The 19,553-nt window shown below is 74.5% G+C and carries 12 protein-coding genes; 5 read left to right on the top strand and 7 right to left on the bottom strand.

Annotated features, from left to right (window positions below; translation table 11 throughout):
• Window positions 1–6 precede the first annotated feature (6 nt).
• The gene (locus tag ACFYOU_RS22875) at window positions 7–951 is read left to right on the top strand and encodes an aldo/keto reductase (protein ID WP_391308058.1); all 945 of its coding nucleotides are present in this window, start codon (window positions 7–9) and stop codon (window positions 949–951) included.
• 5 nt (window positions 952–956) lie between these two features.
• Here the strand turns inward: ACFYOU_RS22875 and ACFYOU_RS22870 are convergent, their stop codons facing one another.
• From ACFYOU_RS22870 to ACFYOU_RS22855, 4 genes are all read right to left on the bottom strand, one after another.
• On the bottom strand, window positions 957–2,498 hold the full coding sequence (locus ACFYOU_RS22870; protein WP_391308057.1) for a PrsW family glutamic-type intramembrane protease: 1,542 nt from the start codon (window positions 2,496–2,498) through the stop codon (window positions 957–959).
• A gap of 94 nt (window positions 2,499–2,592) precedes the next feature.
• Complete coding sequence (gene trmB, locus ACFYOU_RS22865; RefSeq protein ID WP_389764148.1) at window positions 2,593–3,315, bottom strand: tRNA (guanosine(46)-N7)-methyltransferase TrmB; 723 nt, start codon at window positions 3,313–3,315, stop codon at window positions 2,593–2,595.
• Between the two features lie 251 nt (window positions 3,316–3,566).
• Entirely contained in the window at window positions 3,567–4,811 is a 1,245-nt protein-coding gene (lhgO, locus tag ACFYOU_RS22860) for an L-2-hydroxyglutarate oxidase (protein ID WP_391308055.1), read from the bottom strand.
• 116 nt (window positions 4,812–4,927) lie between these two features.
• The gene (locus ACFYOU_RS22855) at window positions 4,928–6,352 is read right to left on the bottom strand and encodes an MFS transporter (RefSeq protein ID WP_385488739.1); all 1,425 of its coding nucleotides are present in this window, start codon (window positions 6,350–6,352) and stop codon (window positions 4,928–4,930) included.
• A 1,055-nt stretch (window positions 6,353–7,407) separates the two neighbouring features.
• Between ACFYOU_RS22855 and ACFYOU_RS22850 the strand changes: the two genes are divergently transcribed.
• Window positions 7,408–9,540 (top strand): asparagine synthase-related protein, encoded by a 2,133-nt coding sequence (locus ACFYOU_RS22850; RefSeq protein WP_391308053.1) that lies wholly within the window; start codon window positions 7,408–7,410, stop codon window positions 9,538–9,540.
• 54 nt (window positions 9,541–9,594) lie between these two features.
• Here ACFYOU_RS22850 and ACFYOU_RS22845 read toward each other — a convergent pair whose 3' ends face one another.
• Together ACFYOU_RS22845 and ACFYOU_RS22840 are read right to left on the bottom strand one after the other, a co-directional pair.
• The gene (locus tag ACFYOU_RS22845) at window positions 9,595–11,367 is read right to left on the bottom strand and encodes a sigma-70 family RNA polymerase sigma factor (protein WP_391308347.1); all 1,773 of its coding nucleotides are present in this window, start codon (window positions 11,365–11,367) and stop codon (window positions 9,595–9,597) included.
• Window positions 11,368–12,624: 1,257 nt separating this feature from the next.
• Window positions 12,625–13,581 carry a TetR family transcriptional regulator gene (locus tag ACFYOU_RS22840; protein WP_391308052.1) on the bottom strand — a complete coding sequence of 319 codons (957 nt, stop codon included), beginning with the start codon at window positions 13,579–13,581 and terminating at the stop codon, window positions 12,625–12,627.
• 398 nt (window positions 13,582–13,979) lie between these two features.
• Between ACFYOU_RS22840 and ACFYOU_RS22835 the strand changes: the two genes are divergently transcribed.
• Window positions 13,980–15,374: an FAD-dependent oxidoreductase gene (locus ACFYOU_RS22835; protein ID WP_391308050.1), complete on the top strand. Its 1,395-nt coding sequence runs from the start codon at window positions 13,980–13,982 to the stop codon at window positions 15,372–15,374.
• 122 nt (window positions 15,375–15,496) lie between these two features.
• On the top strand, window positions 15,497–17,152 hold the full coding sequence (locus ACFYOU_RS22830) for a SpoIIE family protein phosphatase (RefSeq protein WP_391308048.1): 1,656 nt from the start codon (window positions 15,497–15,499) through the stop codon (window positions 17,150–17,152).
• A gap of 85 nt (window positions 17,153–17,237) precedes the next feature.
• Here ACFYOU_RS22830 and ACFYOU_RS22825 read toward each other — a convergent pair whose 3' ends face one another.
• Window positions 17,238–18,530, bottom strand: coding sequence for an MFS transporter (locus ACFYOU_RS22825; RefSeq protein ID WP_391308345.1), 1,293 nt, complete (start codon window positions 18,528–18,530; stop codon window positions 17,238–17,240).
• Between the two features lie 121 nt (window positions 18,531–18,651).
• Here ACFYOU_RS22825 and ACFYOU_RS22820 point away from each other — a divergent pair, with 121 nt between their 5' ends.
• A complete protein-coding gene (locus ACFYOU_RS22820; RefSeq protein ID WP_385488726.1) occupies window positions 18,652–19,200 on the top strand; it encodes a MarR family winged helix-turn-helix transcriptional regulator in 549 nt (182 codons plus the stop codon).
• Window positions 19,201–19,553 lie beyond the last annotated feature (353 nt).

Genomic DNA, 19,553 nt, shown 5'->3' with positions numbered 1-19,553 from the left:
GGGGCCATGACCACTCTGCGCCCGCTGGGCCCGTCCGGTATCGATGTCTTCCCGCTCGCCCTCGGCGGCAACGTCTTCGGCTGGACCGCGGACACCTCCCAGACCTTCGCCGTCCTCGACGCCTACGCGGGCGCCGGCGGCAACTTCGTCGACACCGCCGACTCCTACTCCGTCTGGGCGGACGGCAACCAGGGCGGCGAGTCCGAGTCCCTGATCGGCCGGTGGATGGCCGCGCGCGGCAACCGCGCCGAGGTCGTCGTCGCCACCAAGGTCGGCGCCCACCCCGCTTTCAAGGGCCTGTCGCCCACCACCATCAAGGCCGCCGCCGAGGCGTCCCTCACCCGGCTGGGCACCGACTACATCGACGTCTACTACACGCACTTCGACGACGTCTCCGTCCCCGTCGAGGACATCGTCGCCGCCCTGGACGAGTTGGTCACCGCGGGCAAGGTGCGGGCCGTCGCCGCGTCCAACCTGACCCCCGAACGACTCCAGGAGTCCCTCGACTTCTCCGACCGCGAGGGCCTGGCCCGGTACGCCGTCCTCCAGCCCGAGTACAACCTGGTCTCCCGGGACACCTACGAGGGCGGCCTCCAGCAGGTGGCTTCCCGCAACGGGCTCGCGTCCGTGCCCTACTTCGCCCTCGCCTCGGGTTTCCTCACCGGCAAGTACCGCCCCGGAGCGAGCGTCGACAGCGCGCGGTCCGGTTCGGCGGCCGCCCATCTGACGACCGTGCGCGGCCAGCGGGTGCTCGCCGCCCTCGACACGGTCGCCCGCGACCGCGGTGCCGAGCTCGCCACCATCGCCCTCGCCTGGCTGGCCTCCCGCCCGACCATCGCCGCCCCGCTGGCGAGCGCCCGCACCCCCGAACAGCTCACCGCCCTCCTCGCGATGGCGGACCTGGAGCTGACGGACGCGGAACTCTCCCTGTTGACGGAGGCGTCCGCCTGACCCCGCTACGGCCCGTAGGGACCGGGACCGCCGGGACCGCCGGGACCGCCGTACGGACGGTACGGGGTGGGGTGTCCGTGACCGTACGGGGCGCCCTGGCCCGGCGGGACACCGTACGCCGTGGGGTAGCCGTAGCCGTGGCCGTACCCCGCCGGAACGCCGTACGCGGGAGGAGCCGCGGACCCGTACGGCGCGGGCGCCCCGTACGGCGCGGGGTACGCGTACGACGTGGGGTACGCGTGCGGCGGGTGCGCCAGGGCCCGGGGCGCCGTCATGAAGGCGGCGTGGGCCAGCGAGGGGCGGGCCCACCGCCGCAGTTCCCACAGCGCGTCCAGCAACGCCCGCTCACGGACGACGAAGTCGGCGCCCGCCCCGCCCCGGTCGCCCCGGTGCCGCAGGAACCCCAGGGCCGTCGCGTACTGCTGGTACGCGCGCACCGCCTGCCGCGCCGTGGGGCCGCCGTGGCGCCGGGCGTGGTCCAGGGCGAGCCGGCGGGCCCGCAGCGAACCGAGGGCGACCGGCTCCGGCGGACCGAGCCAGCCCGCCGCCACGTACGCGGGCAACTCCGCACGGAGGATGCGCAGCTCGTGCTGCCGGGCCCAGACGGCGAGCCAGGTCAGCAGCCCGAACACCGGCACCATGACCGCCCCGTACACGAGGAAGAACCCGAAGTCCCCGAAGGTGGTGGACCCGTTCCACAGCGCGTGCAGCCCCATCGCCAGCAGGAGGCCCGCGGCGGGGGCGAGCGCCCGGCGGACCCGCAGCCGGGGCGCGAGTTGCGCGGCCAGCCCGAAGCCGATGCCGGTCAGCACCGTGAACAGCGGGTGGGCGAACGGTGACATGACCACCCGGACGAAGAAGGTCAGCGCGGTCATCGAGGCCAGCCCGGCGTCCCCGTTGCTGCGGTCCGTGTCGAAGGCGGTACCGAGGTAGAGGATGTTCTCGGTGAACGCGAACCCGATCGCGGTGACCCCGGCGACCACCAGCCCGTCGACGAGTCGGGTGAGGCCCCGCCGCCGGAACAGGAAGATCAACAGGATCGCGGCGGCCTTCGCGGACTCCTCGACCACCGGCGCTATCACCGTGGCGCCGAGGGTGTCCGCGCCGTCCGGGTCCGCGGTCCGGTCGGCGATCCAGTGGGTGGCGAAGCTGTTGGCGACGATCGAGATCAGCGCGGCGGCGCAGGAGCCCCACGCGAAGCAGAAGCCCAGGTCCCGCCAGGACCTCGGGGCCACCCGGTCGAGCCAGCGGAAGGCGGCCACCAGCAGCGGCACCGGCAGGACCGCCAGCCCGAGCCCCACCAGGAACCCTTCGTTCCCGGTCTGCTCGCGCACCAGCGCCAACAGCACCACCCCGCACAGGGCGAGGACCCCGGTGAGCGCACCGATCCGTACGCCGCGCCGTCGCCACCAGGGCGCGCGGGGCGGGACCGCCGGGCCGACGGGGGCCGGGGCGGCGACGGGGTGGTCCGGCACGACGGCGGGTGCACGCGCGGGACCGGACGGGTCGTCGTCCCCGGTCGGGCGGTGCACAGGGGTGAGGGCCATTGCCCCGACCCTAAGGCTCCACCCGGCGCCCGCGCGATGCCGCGGGGCGCCGCGTGTGCCCGGGCGCCCCCGTGGGGCGCCCGGCCGGACGTGCCTAGGCGGACCTGCGGAACAGGACGTCGCGCACGAGGTGCCCCTTGTCCAGTCCCTGCCCCTCGAACCGGGTACGGGGACGGAACGCGGGCCGTGGGGCGAAGCCGCCGTCGGCTTGGGTGTTCTCGAAATCGGGGTGCGCGGTCAGCACGTCGAGCATCTGCTCGGCGTACGGTTCCCAGTCCGTGGCGCAGTGCAGCAGGGCGCCCGGCTTCAGCCGGCTCGCGGCGAGGGTGAGGAACTCCGGCTGGATGATGCGTCGCTTGTGGTGCCGCTTCTTGGGCCAGGGGTCGGGGAAGTACACCCGGATCCCGTCGAGCGCGGCGGGCGGGACCATGCTGGTCAGCAGGATGATCGCATCGCCGTTGGCGACCCGTACGTTGGTGAGTCCGGCCTGTTCGGCGAGGCCCAGCAGATGGCCCTGGCCGGGGGTGTGCACGTCGACGGCGAGGATTCCGGTGCCGGGGTCGGCGGCGGCCATCCGCGCGGTCGCCTCGCCCATGCCGAAGCCGATCTCCAGCACCACGGGCAGTCCGTCGAACAGTGCGTCCAGGTCGAGGACGCGGCTGCCGTCGACGTCGAGGCCCCAGGCGGGCCACAGGCGTCGGATCGCGTCCTCCTGGCCCCGGGTGACCCGGCTGCGGCGCGGCTGGAAGCTGCGGATGCGGCGGTCGAAGTGCGCCCCGGCGGGGTCGGGCGCGGGGCCCTCGCCGGGCGGGAACATCCGCGAGCGGGCGGGCCGGCCGGGCGCGGCGTCCCCACCACCGGTGCCGGCACCGGTGGTGTCGGTGGCCGTGGTGTCAGCGGCTCCGGCGTCAGCGGCACCGGCGTCGGCGGTCGCGGGCGCGTCGGGCCCGGCGGGCGGGGCCGGCCGGGGCGTCTGGGGTGATTCGTCATGCTCGGACACAGTGACAGCGATTCTACGGAGCCCCCGCCGGCCCCCGCGTCCCGCGCGTCCCACCCCCACCGTCCGGGTCAGCGGTGGGCGCCCGCCGCTTCGAGCATCCGCAGCGCGCGCCCCGCGACCTCCCGGCCGATCGGCAGCGAGGCCGTCGCGGCGGGCGAGGGCGCGTTCAGCACGTGGACGGTACGGGGGCCCTCGCGCAGCAGGAAGTCGTCGACGAGGGTGCCGTCCCGCAGCACGGCCTGGGCGCGGACACCGGCCGCGGTCGGTACCAGGTCGTCCTCGGTGACGGCGGGCAGCAGCCGCCGCACCGCCCGGGTGAACGCCTTCTTGGACAGGGAGCGGCGCAGCTCGCCGCCGCCGTAGCGCCAGTGCCGGCCGGCTATCCGCCAGGAGCCGGGCCACAGCAGCGTCCCGGCGAGCTCCCCGGGGTGCAGCGTGCCCCAGTCGTAGCCCTCGCGGGCGAGCGCCGGCACCGCATTGGGTCCGACGTGCACGCCGCCGTCGACGCCGCGCGTCAGGTGCACCCCGAGGAACGGGAACGCCGGATCGGGCACCGGGTAGACCAGGCCCCGCACCAGCTCGGGTCGGGCCAGCTCGTAGTACTCGCCGCGGAACGGCACGATCCGCATCTGCGGGTCGTCGCCGGCGAGCAGGGCGATCCGGTCGCAGTGCAGTCCCGCGCAGTTCACCAGGACCCGGGCGCGCACCACCTCGCCGGCCGCGGTGCGCACGGCGACCCCGCGGTCGGGGCGGCGGTCGATGCGGACGACCTCGGCGCCGTAGCGGATCTCGGCGCCGGACAGCTCGGCGAGCCGCCGGGCGACCGTCCCGTAGTCGCAGATCCCGGTGGTGCCGACGTGGATCGCGGCGATCCCCCGCACCTCCGGTTCGGCCTCGGTGATCTGCGCGGGGCCCAGCTCCCGCACGGGGATGCCGTTCTCCCGACCGCGTTGGACGAGGCCGTGCAGCCGGGGCAGCTCCTGCCGGGCGGTGGCGACGATCAGCTTGCCGGTGACCTCGTGGGGCACGTCATGTTCGGCGCAGAACTTCACCATCTCGGCGGCGCCCGCCACCGCGTACCGCGCCTTGAGGGAACCGGGGCGGTAGTAGACCCCGCTGTGGATCACCCCGCTGTTGCGGCCGGTCTGGTGGAGGGCGGGGCCCGGCTCCTTCTCCAGCACGGTGACCCTGGTCCCGGGCGCGGCCCGGGTGATCGCACGGGCCGTCGACAGCCCGACGATCCCGCCGCCGATCACCAGCACCTCGCAGTCGTACGCCACCACGCGCCTCACCTCCCGCTCCCGATAATGCACTGCGCCACTGACAGGGGCGTCAAACCCGACGGGGCCGGCTTTGACACAGGTCACGTCGGGACGGGCCGGGAACGGGGGCGGCGGCGGGCGCGCACCGGCCCGTGGGCGAGCGGGCGCTACGCCGGCGCCATCAGCAGCGGACGGGCCCGTTCCCGCAGCTCCACCACCCGGGGCTCGTCCCCGTAGGGCTCCAGCCGGTGCAGGAGGTCCCGTACGTACTCGGTGGTGCGGGCGGAGGAGATCCGCCCGGCGACCTCGACCGCGCGCACGCCCTGGGCGCACGCCGCGTCCAGGTTGCCCGACTCCAGTTCGGCGACGGCGGACACCACGAGCCGCAGCCCGTGCGAGCGGACGAACTCCTCGGTGGGCCTCGACAGGGCCTGCTCGGTGAAGCGCCGCACCTGACGCGGGGCCTTGAGGTCCCGGTAGCACTCGGCGGCGTCGGCGGCGAACCGGTCGTACGAGTAGAAGCCGAGCCAGGACGGGTCGTGGTCGCCGTCCCGGGAACGCTCCAGCCAGCCCTCGGCGGCCTTGAGCGCCGCCCCCGCGGCCTGCGCGTCCGAGGCGCGGGCGTGCGCCCGCGCCTCGACGAGCCGGAAGAAGCTCATGGTGCGGGCGGTGGCCAGGCCCCGGTTGCGTTCCAGGGCGGCCTGCGCCAGGTCCACGCCCTCGTCGCCGAAGCCCCGGTAGGTCGCCTGGAGCGACATGGACGCCAGCACGTACCCGCCGAGCGGCACGTCGGCCGCCGCGCGGGCGAGGCGCAGCGCCTGGATGTAGTAGCGCTGGGCGGCCTCCTGCTGCCCGGTGTCGAAGGCCATCCAGCCCGCGAGCCGGGTCAGTTCGGCGGCGGCGCCGAACAGGGCGCGGCCCACCTCGTCGGAGTAGGAGCCCAGCAGCAGGGGCGCCGCCTCCACCCTTAAGCACTCGGGGACCATGGAGGAACGCCAGTCGCCGCCGCCGTACTTGGAGTCCCAGCGGCGCGCGTCCTCCGCGGCCTCGCGGAGCTTGGTCACGTCGCTGTGGCCGACCTTCAGGGCCGAGGCGCTGTCCTCGGCGGGGCTCGCGTCCCGTGCCACGGAGCAGTCGGCCGGGGTTATCAACCAGCGGGACGCGGGGGTGGCGTAGGCACTCACGGCGAAGGAGCCGGCGAGCGACTGCCAGATGCCGCCGCTGCCGGCCCGGCGGCCGGCGAGGTCGAGCCGGTACAGCTCGGTCGCCGACTTCACGGCCGCGGCGACGTCGCGGGGGAACGCGAGGCCCACTTCGGGCGCCGGGTCGGCGTCGGCCAGGCCGATCTCGTGCAGGGGCACCGGTCGGCCCAGCTTCTGCCCGATGGCCGCCGCGATCAGGTGCGGGGCGGCGCCCTGCGGCACCATGCCCTTCGACACCCAACGGGCCACGGAGGTCTTGTCGTAGCGGAGCGTCAGCCCGCGCTGGGCGCCCAGGTCGTTGACCCGCCGGGCGAGTCCGGCGTTGCTGATTCCCGCGAGGGCGAGAACGGCGCCGAGTTTCTCGTTCGGCCCGCGTTGCTCCCTGGACATTGCGCCACCCCTCGACACAGACGGCTGCCGCGGCGGTGGTGACCGCGCGGCATTCGCGCCGTGCCTCCCGGGGGCACGCCCCGGGTGGCTCCCCGCATGAGCGGATGGCCGTACCCAGAGGTATATGCCCCTGTGAAACACAGACACACACAGCGTAGTTCGGCGCATCCCATGCGTTAAGAGGCATAGTTCCGGATGGCGAGATTGTGGCGCGTGCCGCGTCCGCCCCCCGGTCACCGCGTGCTCCATCCGTGTGGCCGTGCGCCCGTCCGTGCGCTCTTCTCCCACGAGACACGGATGGGTTCCATGGATGGTGCGTGGGTCGGCCCGCTGAACAGGTTCCAGTGGGCTGGGGGACACCGCCGCCTTCATCCCCGCGGGTGGCGGACCGGTCCGGGAGGTGAACACCACCTCCCGGACTGTGCGTTGTGCCCGTAACGGTCCGCATTGGGGTCCTTCGGCGGGCCGAGCGTGCCAAGTTGGCCGAAAATCGCCGCTATCCACCCACGGTCCACCCGCTCACCGGAGCGGTGGCGGCCGTCCGCACCACGACCAACAGCCCCTCCCGCACCGCGGTTCCGGCGCGGTTCCGGCTCCGGCGGCCGTGTGACCACCGGCTCGGGGCCCGTGCGCGACCGGGGCCGGTAACCGTACCCCCCGGTAGCCCGCATACACCCGCCCGGCCCCCGCGAGCATCCCGAGTGGGTCCGGATGCGTCTCCCCCCACGGGCCCCCACGGACCCGACCCGCACCGTCGAACTACGGACCTACCAGCGGCGAACGCCCCACCAGGCCACTGCGGCACGGTAGGTGACGTACCGTCAGCACAAGGGTCGGGAACACCGCGCGACCCGTGCGCGCCACCAGGAGCGGACGCCCACGACCGGGCGCTCGGGGATCGCGCGAGGGGCGCGAAGGGCTCGCACGGCGCTCACCGGGGGCGCGCGGTGCAGTAACGCAAGCCGCTGCGACGGCAATCCCGAGCACCCGCTTCGTGGCAGCATGGTCCCCGGTTCGTACGGTGCACTGGTTGTCCACAGCCTGTGGAGGCGACGATGCGGTGGTTGGTGGGGTGGAGCACGGCCACCGCGGGCACGTCCGGACCCGAAGGCGCCGGCACCACCGGACCCGACGGCGAGACCGTCCAACCCGTCGGCTCCCAACTCCTGTGGGGCGACCCCGACCCCCTCTGGGCCGTCGGCGACTGGCGCCCCGACGAGATCCGCACCGTCACCGCCGACCCCCGCACCCGACTCGCCGTCCTCGGCACCTGCGGCGCCACCGACGAAGAACTCCGCCTCGGACTCATCGCCGCCCGCGGCGGCGCCCTGCGCCACCTCACCGCCTGGTCCGGCAGCTACACCGCCGTCGTCCAGGCCGGCCGCCGGATCACCGTCGCCGGCGACCTCGCCGGCGCCCGCCCCGTCTTCCACACCCCCTGGTCCGACGGCACCGCCTACGCGACCGCCGCCCTCCCCCTCGCCGACCTCGTCGAAGCCCACCTCGACATCGGCCACCTCGCCGCCCTGCTCGCCGCCCCCGACGTCCCCGAAGCCCTCCACGACTCCACCCCCTACCTCGGAGTGCGCCGCATCCCGCCCGGCCACGCCCTGATCCTGCGCCAGGGCGCCCGCGAGATCGCCGGCTACGACCCCGTCACCTCCCTCGCCGTCGCCGCCCCGCCCACCGACGCCACCAGCGCCGTCGACGGAGTCCGCGACGCCCTCGTCGAAGCCGTGCGCGCCCGCCTCTCGGCCCCCCGACACGTCCCCGCCGCGATGACCGACCCCGGCCCCGTACCCGGCATGGGACCCGCCGAGCGCCGCGCCGCCCGCGGCACCCCCGCCCCCGGCATCGGCGCCGACCTCTCCGGCGGCCCCGCCTCCGCCACCCTCGCCCTGCTCGCCGCCGGACTCCCCGGCGTCCCCGGCACCGTCCTCGGCCACGGCACCGGCGCCGGCGAACGCCTCCTCGCCGTCACCTTCAACGACCTCGCCGCCCGCGCCGGAGCCGCCCCCGGCGAACGACCCGGCGAACGCCCCGGCGACGAACTCGCCCGCGCCGGCGCCCTCGCCGCCGACCCCCGACTGCACCACGTCGTCGTCGCCGGCGGCGAGGAAGCCCTCCCCTACGTCGACCTCGACGGCCCCCTCACCGACGAACCCGGCCCCTCCCTCACCACCGCCGCCCGCCACCGCGCCCGCCTTGCCTCCGGCAGCGCCGACCACTTCACCGGCCACGGCGCCCGCCAGGTCCTCGACGCCCACCCCGCCCGCCTCGCCGACCTCCTCCTCGACCGCAAACGCCGCCACCTGGTCCGCCCCGTCGCCGCCCTCAGCAAGGCCGACGGCTCCGTCTCCGTCCTCGTCCCCGCCCGCGTGTACGGCGCGGCCCGCCGCCTCGCCCGCACCTCCTACCGCACCGGCGTCGACGGACTCGCCGAACAACTGCTGCGCCGCCGCCTCGACGAACCTCCCGGCCCCGTCGGCGCCTCCCTCGCCGCCCTCACCTGGGCCAGACCCGGACCCGCCGCCCGCTGGCTCACCGGGGAAGCGCTCGCCGAGGTCTCCGGCCGCATCCACAGCGCCGCCGGCCGCCCCGGCCCCGGACCCGGCCAACGCCCCGGCGACTTCCGGGCCCGCGCCGCACTCGCCCGCCACGCCGCCGACCTGCGCGTCCTGGAACAGGCCGCCGAGATCCGGTTCCAACGCCTGCACGCCCCCTTCCTCGACAACCAGGTGGTACGCGCCTGCCGCGCCCTGCCCGAAGCCCTCCGGGTCCGCCCCGGGGCCCGCGCCGAGATCCTGCGCAGCGTCCTGGAGGGCGCCGGCGTCACCGACCTCCCGCCCGGCTGGGGCGCCCCCTCGCACGCCCCCCAGGCGACCGCCGCCCGCACCGGACTGAACGTCGCCCTCCCCGATCTGATGGCGCTCTTCGACACCCCGCTGCTCGCCGACGCCGGACTCGTGGAGGCCCGGGTCGTGCGCAAGGCGCTGCGGGCCGCCGCCGAGGGCGAACCCCTCCCGCTGGACGGCCTCGCCGACCTGGTCTCCGTCGAACTCTGGCTCCGCCGGCTGCTCGCCCGCCGCGGCACCTGCTGGACCGGGACGCCCGCCCGGCAGCGCGCGGTGCCCACCGGCACGGTCGTCGCCGCCCGCGGCGCCCTCGGCACCGCCGCCCGCCCCTGACGCGCGCCCCCGCACCCCGGGCGGGCGCCCCCGCACCCCGGGCGGCGGCGCCCGTCAGCAGCTGAACCGGGACTGCGCCCAGTCGGACAGCACCAACACGTCGAACACCGAGTGCGGTTCGACCACCAGCCGGATCGTGGACCGCCCGGTCAGGTCGACGTGCACCGCAACGCCCGGCGCCCCGGCCTCCAGCAACGGGGACGTCCACACCTGCGCCCCGTCCGCGTAGACGGAGAACCGGACCTTGCCGACCCCCAGCGCGAGGTCGTCCACCCCGACGACGGCGTCATAGGCCCGGCACGCGCGGTTGAGGTCGACGGTCACCGACGACTGCCCGTGCACGGTCACCCCGCGCGCGTAGGACTGTCCGCCGATCGCCAGCCCGTGCCGCTGCCACACCCAACTGCTCTCCCCGGGACGCAACTCGGGCCCCGTCCCGTCGCCGGTGCCCGCATAGGCGAGGTCGCTCAACTCGTACACGACCGGCGCCGGCGGCTCGGCCGAGGGGCTCGGCGGTTCGGCTGACGGGGTGGGCGTCGGCTCCGGTGGCGGCGTCGGTTCGGTGGACGGGGTCGGCGCGGGTGCGCTCGGCTCGGGCGACGGGGACGGACTCGGCGAGGGCGTCGGCGACGGCTCCTCCGGCGCCGGTTCCCCGGGGGCCGAGGACGCGGGGGCGGGCTCCTCGGGGGTGGGCTCCGGCTCGGCCGCCGGCTCCGGTTCCTCCACGGGCACCACGGGCGCGGGCCGGGCCGGCCGGGGCGCCGGCGCGGGCGCGGCGACGGGCGGCGCCTCACCGGGCTGCGAGACCGGCGGCTTGGCCCGCGGCCGGTCCGGCTGCGACGCCTCGCCACCGACCAGCGCGAACGCCACGGCCACGGCCGCCGCGACGGCGACCGCCGCCCCGATGCCCGCCTTGACCGGCCCGCCGACCGCCTCGGAGAGCGCACCGCCGCCCCCGGCCGACCCCCCGCCGCCGCCCGCACCGGACCCGGTGGCGGCAGCCGCCCCGCTCGCCGCGGAGGCGGCCGCGCCGCCCCCGACGAACGCCGCGGCCTTCGCGTACCCGGCGGCACCGAACCAGCCGATGACCGCGATGGGCACCACCGCCGGGATACCGCCCGCGACTTCCTTGATCTGTCCGGCCGCCAGCCGGCACCTGACGCACTCCTCCAGGTGCTTGCGCAGCCCCCGCTCCGCCCGCGACCGCAGCCCGCCCCGGGCGTACGCACCGAGCCGGTCCGCGTACCGGGCGCACTCCTCGTTGGTGGTCAGCGCCTCGCTGACATGGGCCTGGAGGTACGCCTGCTTGAGCCCTTCCCGGGCCCGGCTGGCCAGCACCCGGGTGCCGTTGGCGTCGAGCCCGAACAGCGTGGCGACCTCGCTCGGCGACTCGTCCTCGACCTCGGTGTGCCACAGCACAGCCTGCCACCGCTCGGGCAGACTGCGGAACGCCCGCATCGCCATGGACCGTTCGGCCTCGTGCATGGCCCGGACGTCGGCGCCCTCGTCCACGGCCGTGTCGTCGGCGACCTCCGAGCCGCGCGCGGCCTGCGCCGCGAACACCGCGAAGTCATCCACCAATTGTTCGCGTTTGGCCGATTTCATCCAGGCGGCCGCGACCCGCCGGACCGTGGTGAGGAGGTAGGCCCGCACCGCGTGCTCGGGGCCGGAGCCGCCGCGCACCGCCTGGAGCATCCGCGCGAACACCTCGGCCGTCAGGTCGTCCGCGGTGTGCCCGTCCCGGCAGCAGGTACGTGCGTACCGGCGCACGGCCTGGGCGTGACGGCGGTACAACTCCTCGTACGCCGAGTCGTCGCCGGCGCGCATCCGCCCGATCAGGTCGGCGTCGGCGGCCGGGAGGTCGGGGGAGGCGGACGGCCCGTCCGGCTCGTCCGCCGCGTGCTCCCCGCGACGGGACCCGCGCGGCTCCCGCTGCTGCGGCACCCCCGCCTCGACGCCGGTGGCTGCGGGCCCGCCCGGTGACGGGGTACGTGGCGACCGGACGCCCGGCGAGGACGCGCCCGACGCTGCGGCGCCCGACACGGCGGCGCCCGGTGACGCGGCGCCCGACGGTGGGGTGATCGGCGGGGGAGTGACCGGCGACGCGGCGGCCGGCAGCGGAGAGGCCGGCGGGGCGACGCCCCGGGACGCAACGGCCTTGGACGGTGCAGCCGGTGATGGGACGGCCGGTGACGGGGCGGTCGGTGTTGCGGCTACCGGCGCTGCGGCGCCCCGGGACGCAACGTCCGGTGGCGGTGCGGCTTGCGCCGGTACGGCCGGCAGGGGGACGGTCGAGGGCTGGGCGCCCGGTGACAGGACGGCTGACAGCGGGACGGTCGACGGCCCGGTCGCCCGCGGTGCGGTGGTCGCGGGCCTTTCCCCGGGAGCGGTGTCCCCGGGTGACGTGTCGACGGGGGGCGTCTCGACGGGAGCCGTGTCCGCGGGAGGCGGGGCCACCGGGGGTGGCGCGGCAGCGGTGACTGGTGTGGCAACGGTGGCTGGTGTGGCGTCGGAGGGCGTCGTGTCGGTACCGGGGAGCGCGTCGGGGACCCGACTCGCTATGCCACCGTCCGCGCCGTCCGCGGCCGCGGCATCGGCACCAGAGCCGTCACCCGTCGCGCTCCGGTCCGCTCCACCGGGCCCGCCCGGTCCGTTCGGGCCGCCCTGGCTTGGCACTTGACGCGCCGCGGAACCGTTGGTCCCGCCGCCTCTCGGCTCTTCCGGCCCGTCCACGTCCATCACGGAAAGCACCCGCCCGCACACTCTACGCCCACCGGGTAAGGGTGCCACACCGCTGTCACGGCCTCAGGGGATCACCCCGTCAGCCACTCATCCGAGGCATCGCGTTCCGGCCAGCGGCTTTCGGCCATGGATGTCAAGTGCCCGAGGAGCGCCGGGATTTGGTGGTGCGTGCCCGAAAATCGCCGCTCGTACCCGATCCGGCTTTTGGCCGGTTTACTCCCACGGGTCCCTGCACGACGCCCCCACCCCCAACCGGACGGAAGCGGGGCCGGCCCATGGGCCGGCCCCGCTCACCCCGCTCACCCACCGAACGCGAGGACCCCGCCCGGGCCCCGCCCGCCGTCAGGAGGGCCGCGACCGCAGCCCCTCCAACAGGATGTCCAGCAACCGCGCCGAAGCCGCGGACTGCTGGTCCGGATCGGGCAACGACGGGGCCGCCGTGGCGATGACCAGCAGCACGTCCGACACCGTCACGTCCCCCCGCAACTCACCCGCCGAACGGGCCCGCTCCACCAAGCGCCCCACCACGTCGAGCAGCGCACCGACCCCGGTGTCCCCGCCCAACAACTCGGCAGCACCGGCGGAAACCTCAACGGACCCGGCCACCCCGGCCACCCCGGACGTCCCCGTGACCCCGACCGCCCCCGTCGCACCGGAAGACCCCGCCGCACCGAGGACCGACTCCCCGCCCCCCGCACTGCGCTGCTGCGGCACCCGGGCCTCGTCCCGCTCCTCACGAGCCGGCCCCGCACCCTCGACGGGCGCGCCCGCCGGGTCGGCCGTGACCTTCGCGCCGGCGGCGCCCGCCGTGCCCGCCGTGCCCGCCGTGCCCGCCGTGCCCTCTTCGTCCACGCCCACCCGCAGCACGTGCGGCGGCAGCAACCGCCCCGCGCCCGAGGCGACGGACGTCCGCAGGAAGCGCGACAGCGCCGACCAGGGCTCCTCCTCCTGCCCCAGGGCCGCCCGCGCCTGATCGGTCAGCCGGGACGTCTCCTCCGCGGCGATCCGCCGCACCAACACGTCCTTGCTGGGAAACCGCCGGTACACCGTGCCGACGCCGACCCGGGCCCGACGGGCCACGTCCTCCATCGGCGCCCCGTACCCCAACTCACCGAACACCTCGCGCGCCGCGCGCAGCACGTGCTCCAGATTGCGCTGGGCGTCCACCCTCAACGGCGCCGTGCGCCCCCCGTCCGCCGCCCCCCGGACCAGGCCGCCCGCCGGCGCACCGGACGTCCCCCCGGGCGTACTCGCCGTCATGGTGGGCGCGTTCGTCCACTGTTGATCCTGCGTATGCATGTGTTCCCCCGGATTCAGACGTCTCCCCCCGGAGACTCTCCCCGCCGTCGGCAGCCGGGGCAGGAGGGACCGAGCGCGTGGGACGGGCCCCCGTGGGTGGGCCCGTCGAGTGTGTCCCCCGACACCCCGACATCACACGAACATAGTTGAGCAGGGGGCGATTCAGAAGGGGCACGTTCCGCCACACGTTCCGCCCGATCGGAGTACGCCCCGCTTACGCCCCTATTGGGGGGTGACCCCGACCGCACCCCCCTGCCCTGACCTGCACATCCACAGAAAACACGGCCGACACGCCGAGCACCCCGCATGGCCCGTTCCTGACGTCTTCCCGCCGACTTCCGGTCACACAAATTGCTCAGCCTGTGGACAAACTCCCGAGCCCGTTGCGTCATGGGTGGGTGAAGGCCGCCAACCCCCCGGGCACACCCCCCGGACCGACGCCCGCCACCCGCGTCCTCGTGATCGGCGGCGGGTACGTCGGGATGTACACAGCCCTGCGCCTCCAGCGGAACCTCGCGGCGCGGATCAGGCGCGGCGAGATCGAGATCGTGGTGGTCACCCCCGATCCGTACATGACCTACCAGCCCTTCCTGCCCGAGGCGGCCGCCGGTTCGATCTCCCCCCGCCACGTCGTCGTCCCCCTGCGCCGGGTCCTCGACCGGTGCCGCGTCGTCATCGGCGAGGCGCACGCCGTCGACCACACCCGGCGCACCGCGACGATCAGCACCCTCGCCACCGCCGACGAGGGCACCGGAACCACCACCGTCACCTACGACGAACTGGTCCTCGCCCCCGGATCGGTCTCCCGCACCCTCCCCGTGCCCGGACTCGCCGAGAACGGCATCGGCTTCCGCACCGTCGAAGAGGCAATCGGCCTGCGCAACCACGTCATCGAACAACTCGACATCGCCTCCTCCACCCGCGACCCCGCCGTCCGCCACGCCGCCCTCACGTTCGTGTTCGTGGGCGGCGGCTACGCCGGCGTCGAAGCCCTCGCGGAACTGGAGGACATGGCCCGCTACGCCGCGCGCCACTACCACAACGTCACCGCCGACGACATGAAATGGGTCCTCGTCGAGGCGACCGACCGCATCCTCCCCGAAGTCGCCCCCGACCTCGGCCGCTACACCGTCAGCGAACTGCGACGACGCGGGGTCGACGTCCGCCTGGGCACCCGCCTCGACAGCTGCACCGGCCGCGTCGCCGCCCTCAGCGACGGCTCCCGACTGCCCACCCGCACCCTCGTCTGGACCACCGGCGTCGCACCGCACCCCCTGCTCGCCGCGACCGACCTCCCCCTGACCGGTTCGGGACGGCTCGCATGCACGGCACACCTGACCGTCGGCGGCGCACCCCACGCCTGGGGCGCCGGTGACGCCGCAGCGGTCCCCGACGTCACCGCCCCCGGCACGTACACCGCCCCCAACGCCCAGCACGCCCTGCGCCAGGCCCGGGTACTCGGCGACAACATCACCGCCGCCCTCGACGGACGCCCCCTGAAGGCGTACGCCCACCGCACCACCGGCTCCGTGGCCTCCCTCGGCCTCCACAAGGGCGTCGCCCACCTCTACGGCCGCCGGTTCAAGGGCTACCCCGCCTGGTTCCTGCACCGCGCCTACCACCTCAGCCGGGTGCCCACCTTCAACCGCAAGGCCCGCGTCCTCGCCGAATGGACCCTCGGCGGCCTCTTCACCCGCGAGATCGTCTCCCTCGGCTCCCTCGAACACCCCCGAGCCGAATTCGAACGCGCAGCGGGACGCACCCCACCCGATGACCCGAAGGGGTCGTCCTGACCCCGGCGCGGAACTCACCCCGACCACCCGACGTCTGACGAATGTCGGATCCCTCGGTCAGACTGGCTCCCGCGACCCACGGGCGGCCCGCCCGCCCCTCGACCCCACGAGGCTTCTACCCAGTGAACTTCACGCGCTGGAGCGCCCGGCTCCCCGGAACGCAGCGCCGCGCCGCCGCCCGGACCGAACACAGCGCCTCCCCGGCACCACGGGGCGACAGCCCCCTGCCCGCGGCCCGCGCCGAGCACCCGACCGGCCCCGCCGCCACCGCCCTCGCGGCCCTCGCCGTCAACGACACCCTGGACCGCGTCCCCGCCCTCGTCGCCCTCCTCCACGGCCCGGACCACCACCTGCTGTACGTCAACGGGGCCTGGACCACCGCCTTCGGCGACCGCACCCCCGGCGGACCCGCCCGCGCGACCCTGCCCGAACTCGACGACCTCAGCCTGCTCCCCCTCCTCGACCAGGTGCTGCGCAGCGCCAAACCCCGCACCGTCAAGTCCCGCAAGGCCCCCGACGGCCGCTCCTACACCTTCACCTGCACCCCCCTCGCCATCCCCGGCACCGACCACGACGGCGGCCACGACAAGGGCGTGATGATCTTCGCGACCGACGTCACCGACCACGCCGAAGCCGCCGAACGCCTCCGCGCGGGCGAACGCAGCCAACGCGAGACCGCCGTCACCCTCCAGCGCTCCCTGCTCCCCCAGGAACTGGAAGAACCCGACGACCTACGGGTGGCCGCCACCTACCACCCCGGCGGCACCGAAACCGCCGTCGGCGGCGACTGGTACGACGTCATCACCCTCGGCGGCGGCCGCACCGCCCTCGTCATCGGCGACGTCATGGGCCGGGGCGTGCGCGCCGCAGCCGTCATGGGACAACTGCGCACCGCCGTACGCGCCTACGCCCGCCTCGACCTCCCGCCGCACGAGATCCTGCAACTCCTCGACGGACTCGCCACCGAGATCGACGCCAACCAGATCGCCACCTGCGCCTACGCCGTCCACGACCCCAACGAGGGCACCCTCGTCCACGCCTCCGCCGGCCACCTGCCGATCCTCGTCCGCGACGAGGACGGCACCGTCCACCGGGCCGCCGAACCGATCGGACCGCCGCTGGGCACCGGAGGCTGGCTCCACACCTCCGGCACCGTCCCCCTGGCCCCCGGCTCCACCGCCGTCTTCTACACCGACGGCCTCGTCGAACGCCGCGGGGAGGACATCGACGAAGGCGTCTCCGCCCTCGAACGCGCCCTGGCCGGCGCCACCGGCACCCCCCAGGTCGTCTGCGACCGACTCATCCGCACCGCGGGAGTCACCGCCGACCACGACGACGACGTCGCCGTCCTGGTCCTCCAGCACCCGGCCCGCACCGGACCCGACGGCGAACTGTTCCGCAACGCCGCCCTGGAACTCCTCGGCGGCGTCGAGGCGGCCCCCCGGGCCCGGGCCTTCGCCTCCGGCGTCCTCGCCAGCTGGCGCTTCCCGCCCGACCTGCACGACCTGGGCGTCCTCGCCGCCAGCGAACTCGTCGCCAACTCCCTCCAACACGGCACCCCGCCCATGCGCCTGCGGCTGCGCCGCACCGACCGCCGCCTGATCATCGAAGTCACCGACGGCGACGACCACCTCCCCCGGCGCCGGCGCGCCGAACCCGCCGACGAAGCGGGCCGCGGCATCGCGATCGTCGCCACCATCGCCACCGCCTGGGGCGCCCGCCGCACCCCCGGCGGCGGCAAGGCCGTCTGGTGCGAGTTCACCCTCCCGACCACCTGACCCCCCACCCCGCCGGCCACGCGAAACGGCGGTGTCCCCGGGCACTCACCCGGGAACACCGCCGCTGCGAAACCGACCTGCCCCACTACACCGCCGCGGGAGCCTGCTCCGGCTTGCCGACCTGCTCGGGCTTGCCGAGCGCCACCACCCGGGGCGCCACCAACGACGGCTGGTTCTGCTCCGGGGTCAGCTCCCGCCCCAGCCGCACCGCCAGATAGGTGATGCCCAACGAGAACAGGAAGAACGTCACCACGTACGGACCGTGCAGCGAGGCGCCCATCGGACCGCCCACCGCCGGACCCACCGCCAGGGCCAACTGCTTCACCAGGGCGAAGGCCGAGTTGTACTGGCCCACCATGCCGCCCGGCGCGAGGTCCGCCACCAACGGCGCCACGGTCGGCGACAGCAGCGCCTCACCGAGCCCGAACAGCGCGTAGGTGGAGATGAACGCGGCGGTCGCCATCGCCTGGCTCCCGTTCCCCAGCCCCGCGTACGCCGCCGCGGCCCACGCCACCGCCCAGATCAGACCGACGGACGCGATCACCCGGGACCGCTTGCGGTACTCGACGAACCGCAGCACCGCGAACTGCGCGATGACGATCACCGCGGTGTTCGCGGCCAGGGCGATGCCCAGCGTCGACGGCGAGATGCCCGCCGCCTCCACGCCGTACGCCGACAGGCCCGACTCGAACTGTCCGTAGCAGGCGAAGAACAGGACGAACCCCAGCACCATCAGCTGCACCATCGCCCGGTGCTTGAGCAGTGCCCGCAGCCCGCCCCCGCGCTGACCGTCCTGCACGGCACCGCCCGACAGCCCCTCGCCCTTGGGCATCCGCACCCCGGCGGCGATCGCTCCCAGCACCAGGAACATCACGGCTTCGATCAGGAACAGCGTGGTGAAGCTGGACGGCCGGTGCTCGTCGACGATCTGGCCGCCGATGAGCCCACCGACACCCAGACCCAGGTTCTGCAGGAAGAACTGCGTGGCGAACGCCCGGGTCCGCTGCTGCGGCTCCGAGCACCACACGATCATCGTCGCCAGCGCCGGCTGCATCACTGCGGTTCCCGCACCGAGCACCGCAGCGGAGAGCATCGCGGTCGCCGCGGTGCTCGACATGCCGAGGGCGAGCGCACCCACCGAGGCCGTCACCGACGCGGCGACCAGCACGGGCAGCGGCCCCCGTCGGTCGATGACCCGACCGACGAAGGGCAGGGCGATCAACGCGGCCACCGCGAACGCGGCGAGCACGAGTCCCGCCGTCGTCGGCCCCAGCTCCCGCACCCGCGCTACATAGACATAGAGGAACGGAACCGTGAACCCGATGCCGAACGCACTCAGCGCGCTCCCCGTCTGGATCCGGCGCATCGCCGCGCCCATCGCCCTGCTCACTTTCACCTGCCTTAGACTTAGAGATGAAGACTTAGAAGCTAAAGTTAGAGGCTTAACAATACACACAGAAGGACTTCAACGCCAAGTGGGTTCGTGCCATACTGCGGCCATGCCTCACACCCCGGCCGAGGGCGAGCCGAGCCTCGACGAACAGATCGCCGCCTACCAGCGCGAGTTCCAGGACCTCGACCCCCAGGTCGAGAAGATCGTCTCGGCCCTGGGCCGCCTGAACCGCCGTATGAACGTCGCCTACGGCCGCCAGACCGCGACCCTCGGCATGAGCAACGCCGAATGGGAGGTCCTCAAGGCCCTCGTCCTTTCCGGCGCCCCCTATCAACTGGGACCGGGCGACCTCGCCAAGCGCCTCGGACTCACCCCCGCCGCGATGACCCACCGCATCGACCGCATGGTCGGCGAAGGTCTGGTCACCCGCGAACGCGACGAGACCAACCGGGTCCGCGTCATCATCGAGCTGACGGGCCACGGTCGCGAGAAGTGGCTGGAGGCCATGCAGCTGGCGGCGGTCTTCGAGGAGGACCTGCTCCAGGACCTGTCGACCGAGGAGCGCACCGTCCTCGGCGAGGTCCTCACCCGCCTCCTGCGCCGGGTGGAGCACGCCCAGCCGGACGCGGGCGGACGCCTCACCGACCTCGACTGAAGATCTTGACCTGCGCCGGTTGACAGCCGCTCCGCCGATCCGTAAGGTTCTCCGGGTTGTCACCGAGCCTTAACGGTTCTGCGACAGCACCTCCCGCCGCACCAGCGGCAACCAAACTCTTTGCACGGCTTCCCACGGGATAGTTTTTTCGGCATGCCCGAATTTCATTTCCATGGGCCCGAAGCACTCGATTATGAGTCTCCGGGAAAACCCGCTAGAGTTTGAAACGTCGGAACGGCCGCGAGGCCGGGAAGACAGAGCAGGAAATCCCGCCGGCCGGGAATCGGGTCAGAAAAGATCTGATAGAGTCGGAAACACCGAAGGGAAGCGCCCGGAGGAAAGCCTCAGCCGAA

It is taken from the genome of Streptomyces sp. NPDC005955, assembly GCF_042871255.1.
Taxonomy (GTDB): Bacteria; Actinomycetota; Actinomycetes; order Streptomycetales; family Streptomycetaceae; genus Streptomyces.
This window is presented reverse-complemented; position numbering and strand designations above follow the sequence as displayed.

What these genes read in the sequence shown, in the direction of transcription:
- ACFYOU_RS22875 (WP_391308058.1), top strand. Translation starts at nt 7, where the DNA reads ATGACCACTCTGCGCCCGCTGGGCCCGTCCGGTATCGATGTCTTCCCG.
- ACFYOU_RS22870 (WP_391308057.1), bottom strand. Translation starts at nt 2,498, where the DNA reads ATGGCCCTCACCCCTGTGCACCGCCCGACCGGGGACGACGACCCGTCC.
- trmB (WP_389764148.1), bottom strand. Translation starts at nt 3,315, where the DNA reads ATGTTCCCGCCCGGCGAGGGCCCCGCGCCCGACCCCGCCGGGGCGCAC.
- ACFYOU_RS22855 (WP_385488739.1), bottom strand. Translation starts at nt 6,352, where the DNA reads ATGTCCAGGGAGCAACGCGGGCCGAACGAGAAACTCGGCGCCGTTCTC.
- ACFYOU_RS22850 (WP_391308053.1), top strand. Translation starts at nt 7,408, where the DNA reads ATGCGGTGGTTGGTGGGGTGGAGCACGGCCACCGCGGGCACGTCCGGA.
- ACFYOU_RS22845 (WP_391308347.1), bottom strand. Translation starts at nt 11,367, where the DNA reads ATGCGCGCCGGCGACGACTCGGCGTACGAGGAGTTGTACCGCCGTCAC.
- ACFYOU_RS22840 (WP_391308052.1), bottom strand. Translation starts at nt 13,581, where the DNA reads ATGCATACGCAGGATCAACAGTGGACGAACGCGCCCACCATGACGGCG.
- ACFYOU_RS22825 (WP_391308345.1), bottom strand. Translation starts at nt 18,530, where the DNA reads ATGGGCGCGGCGATGCGCCGGATCCAGACGGGGAGCGCGCTGAGTGCG.
- ACFYOU_RS22820 (WP_385488726.1), top strand. Translation starts at nt 18,652, where the DNA reads ATGCCTCACACCCCGGCCGAGGGCGAGCCGAGCCTCGACGAACAGATC.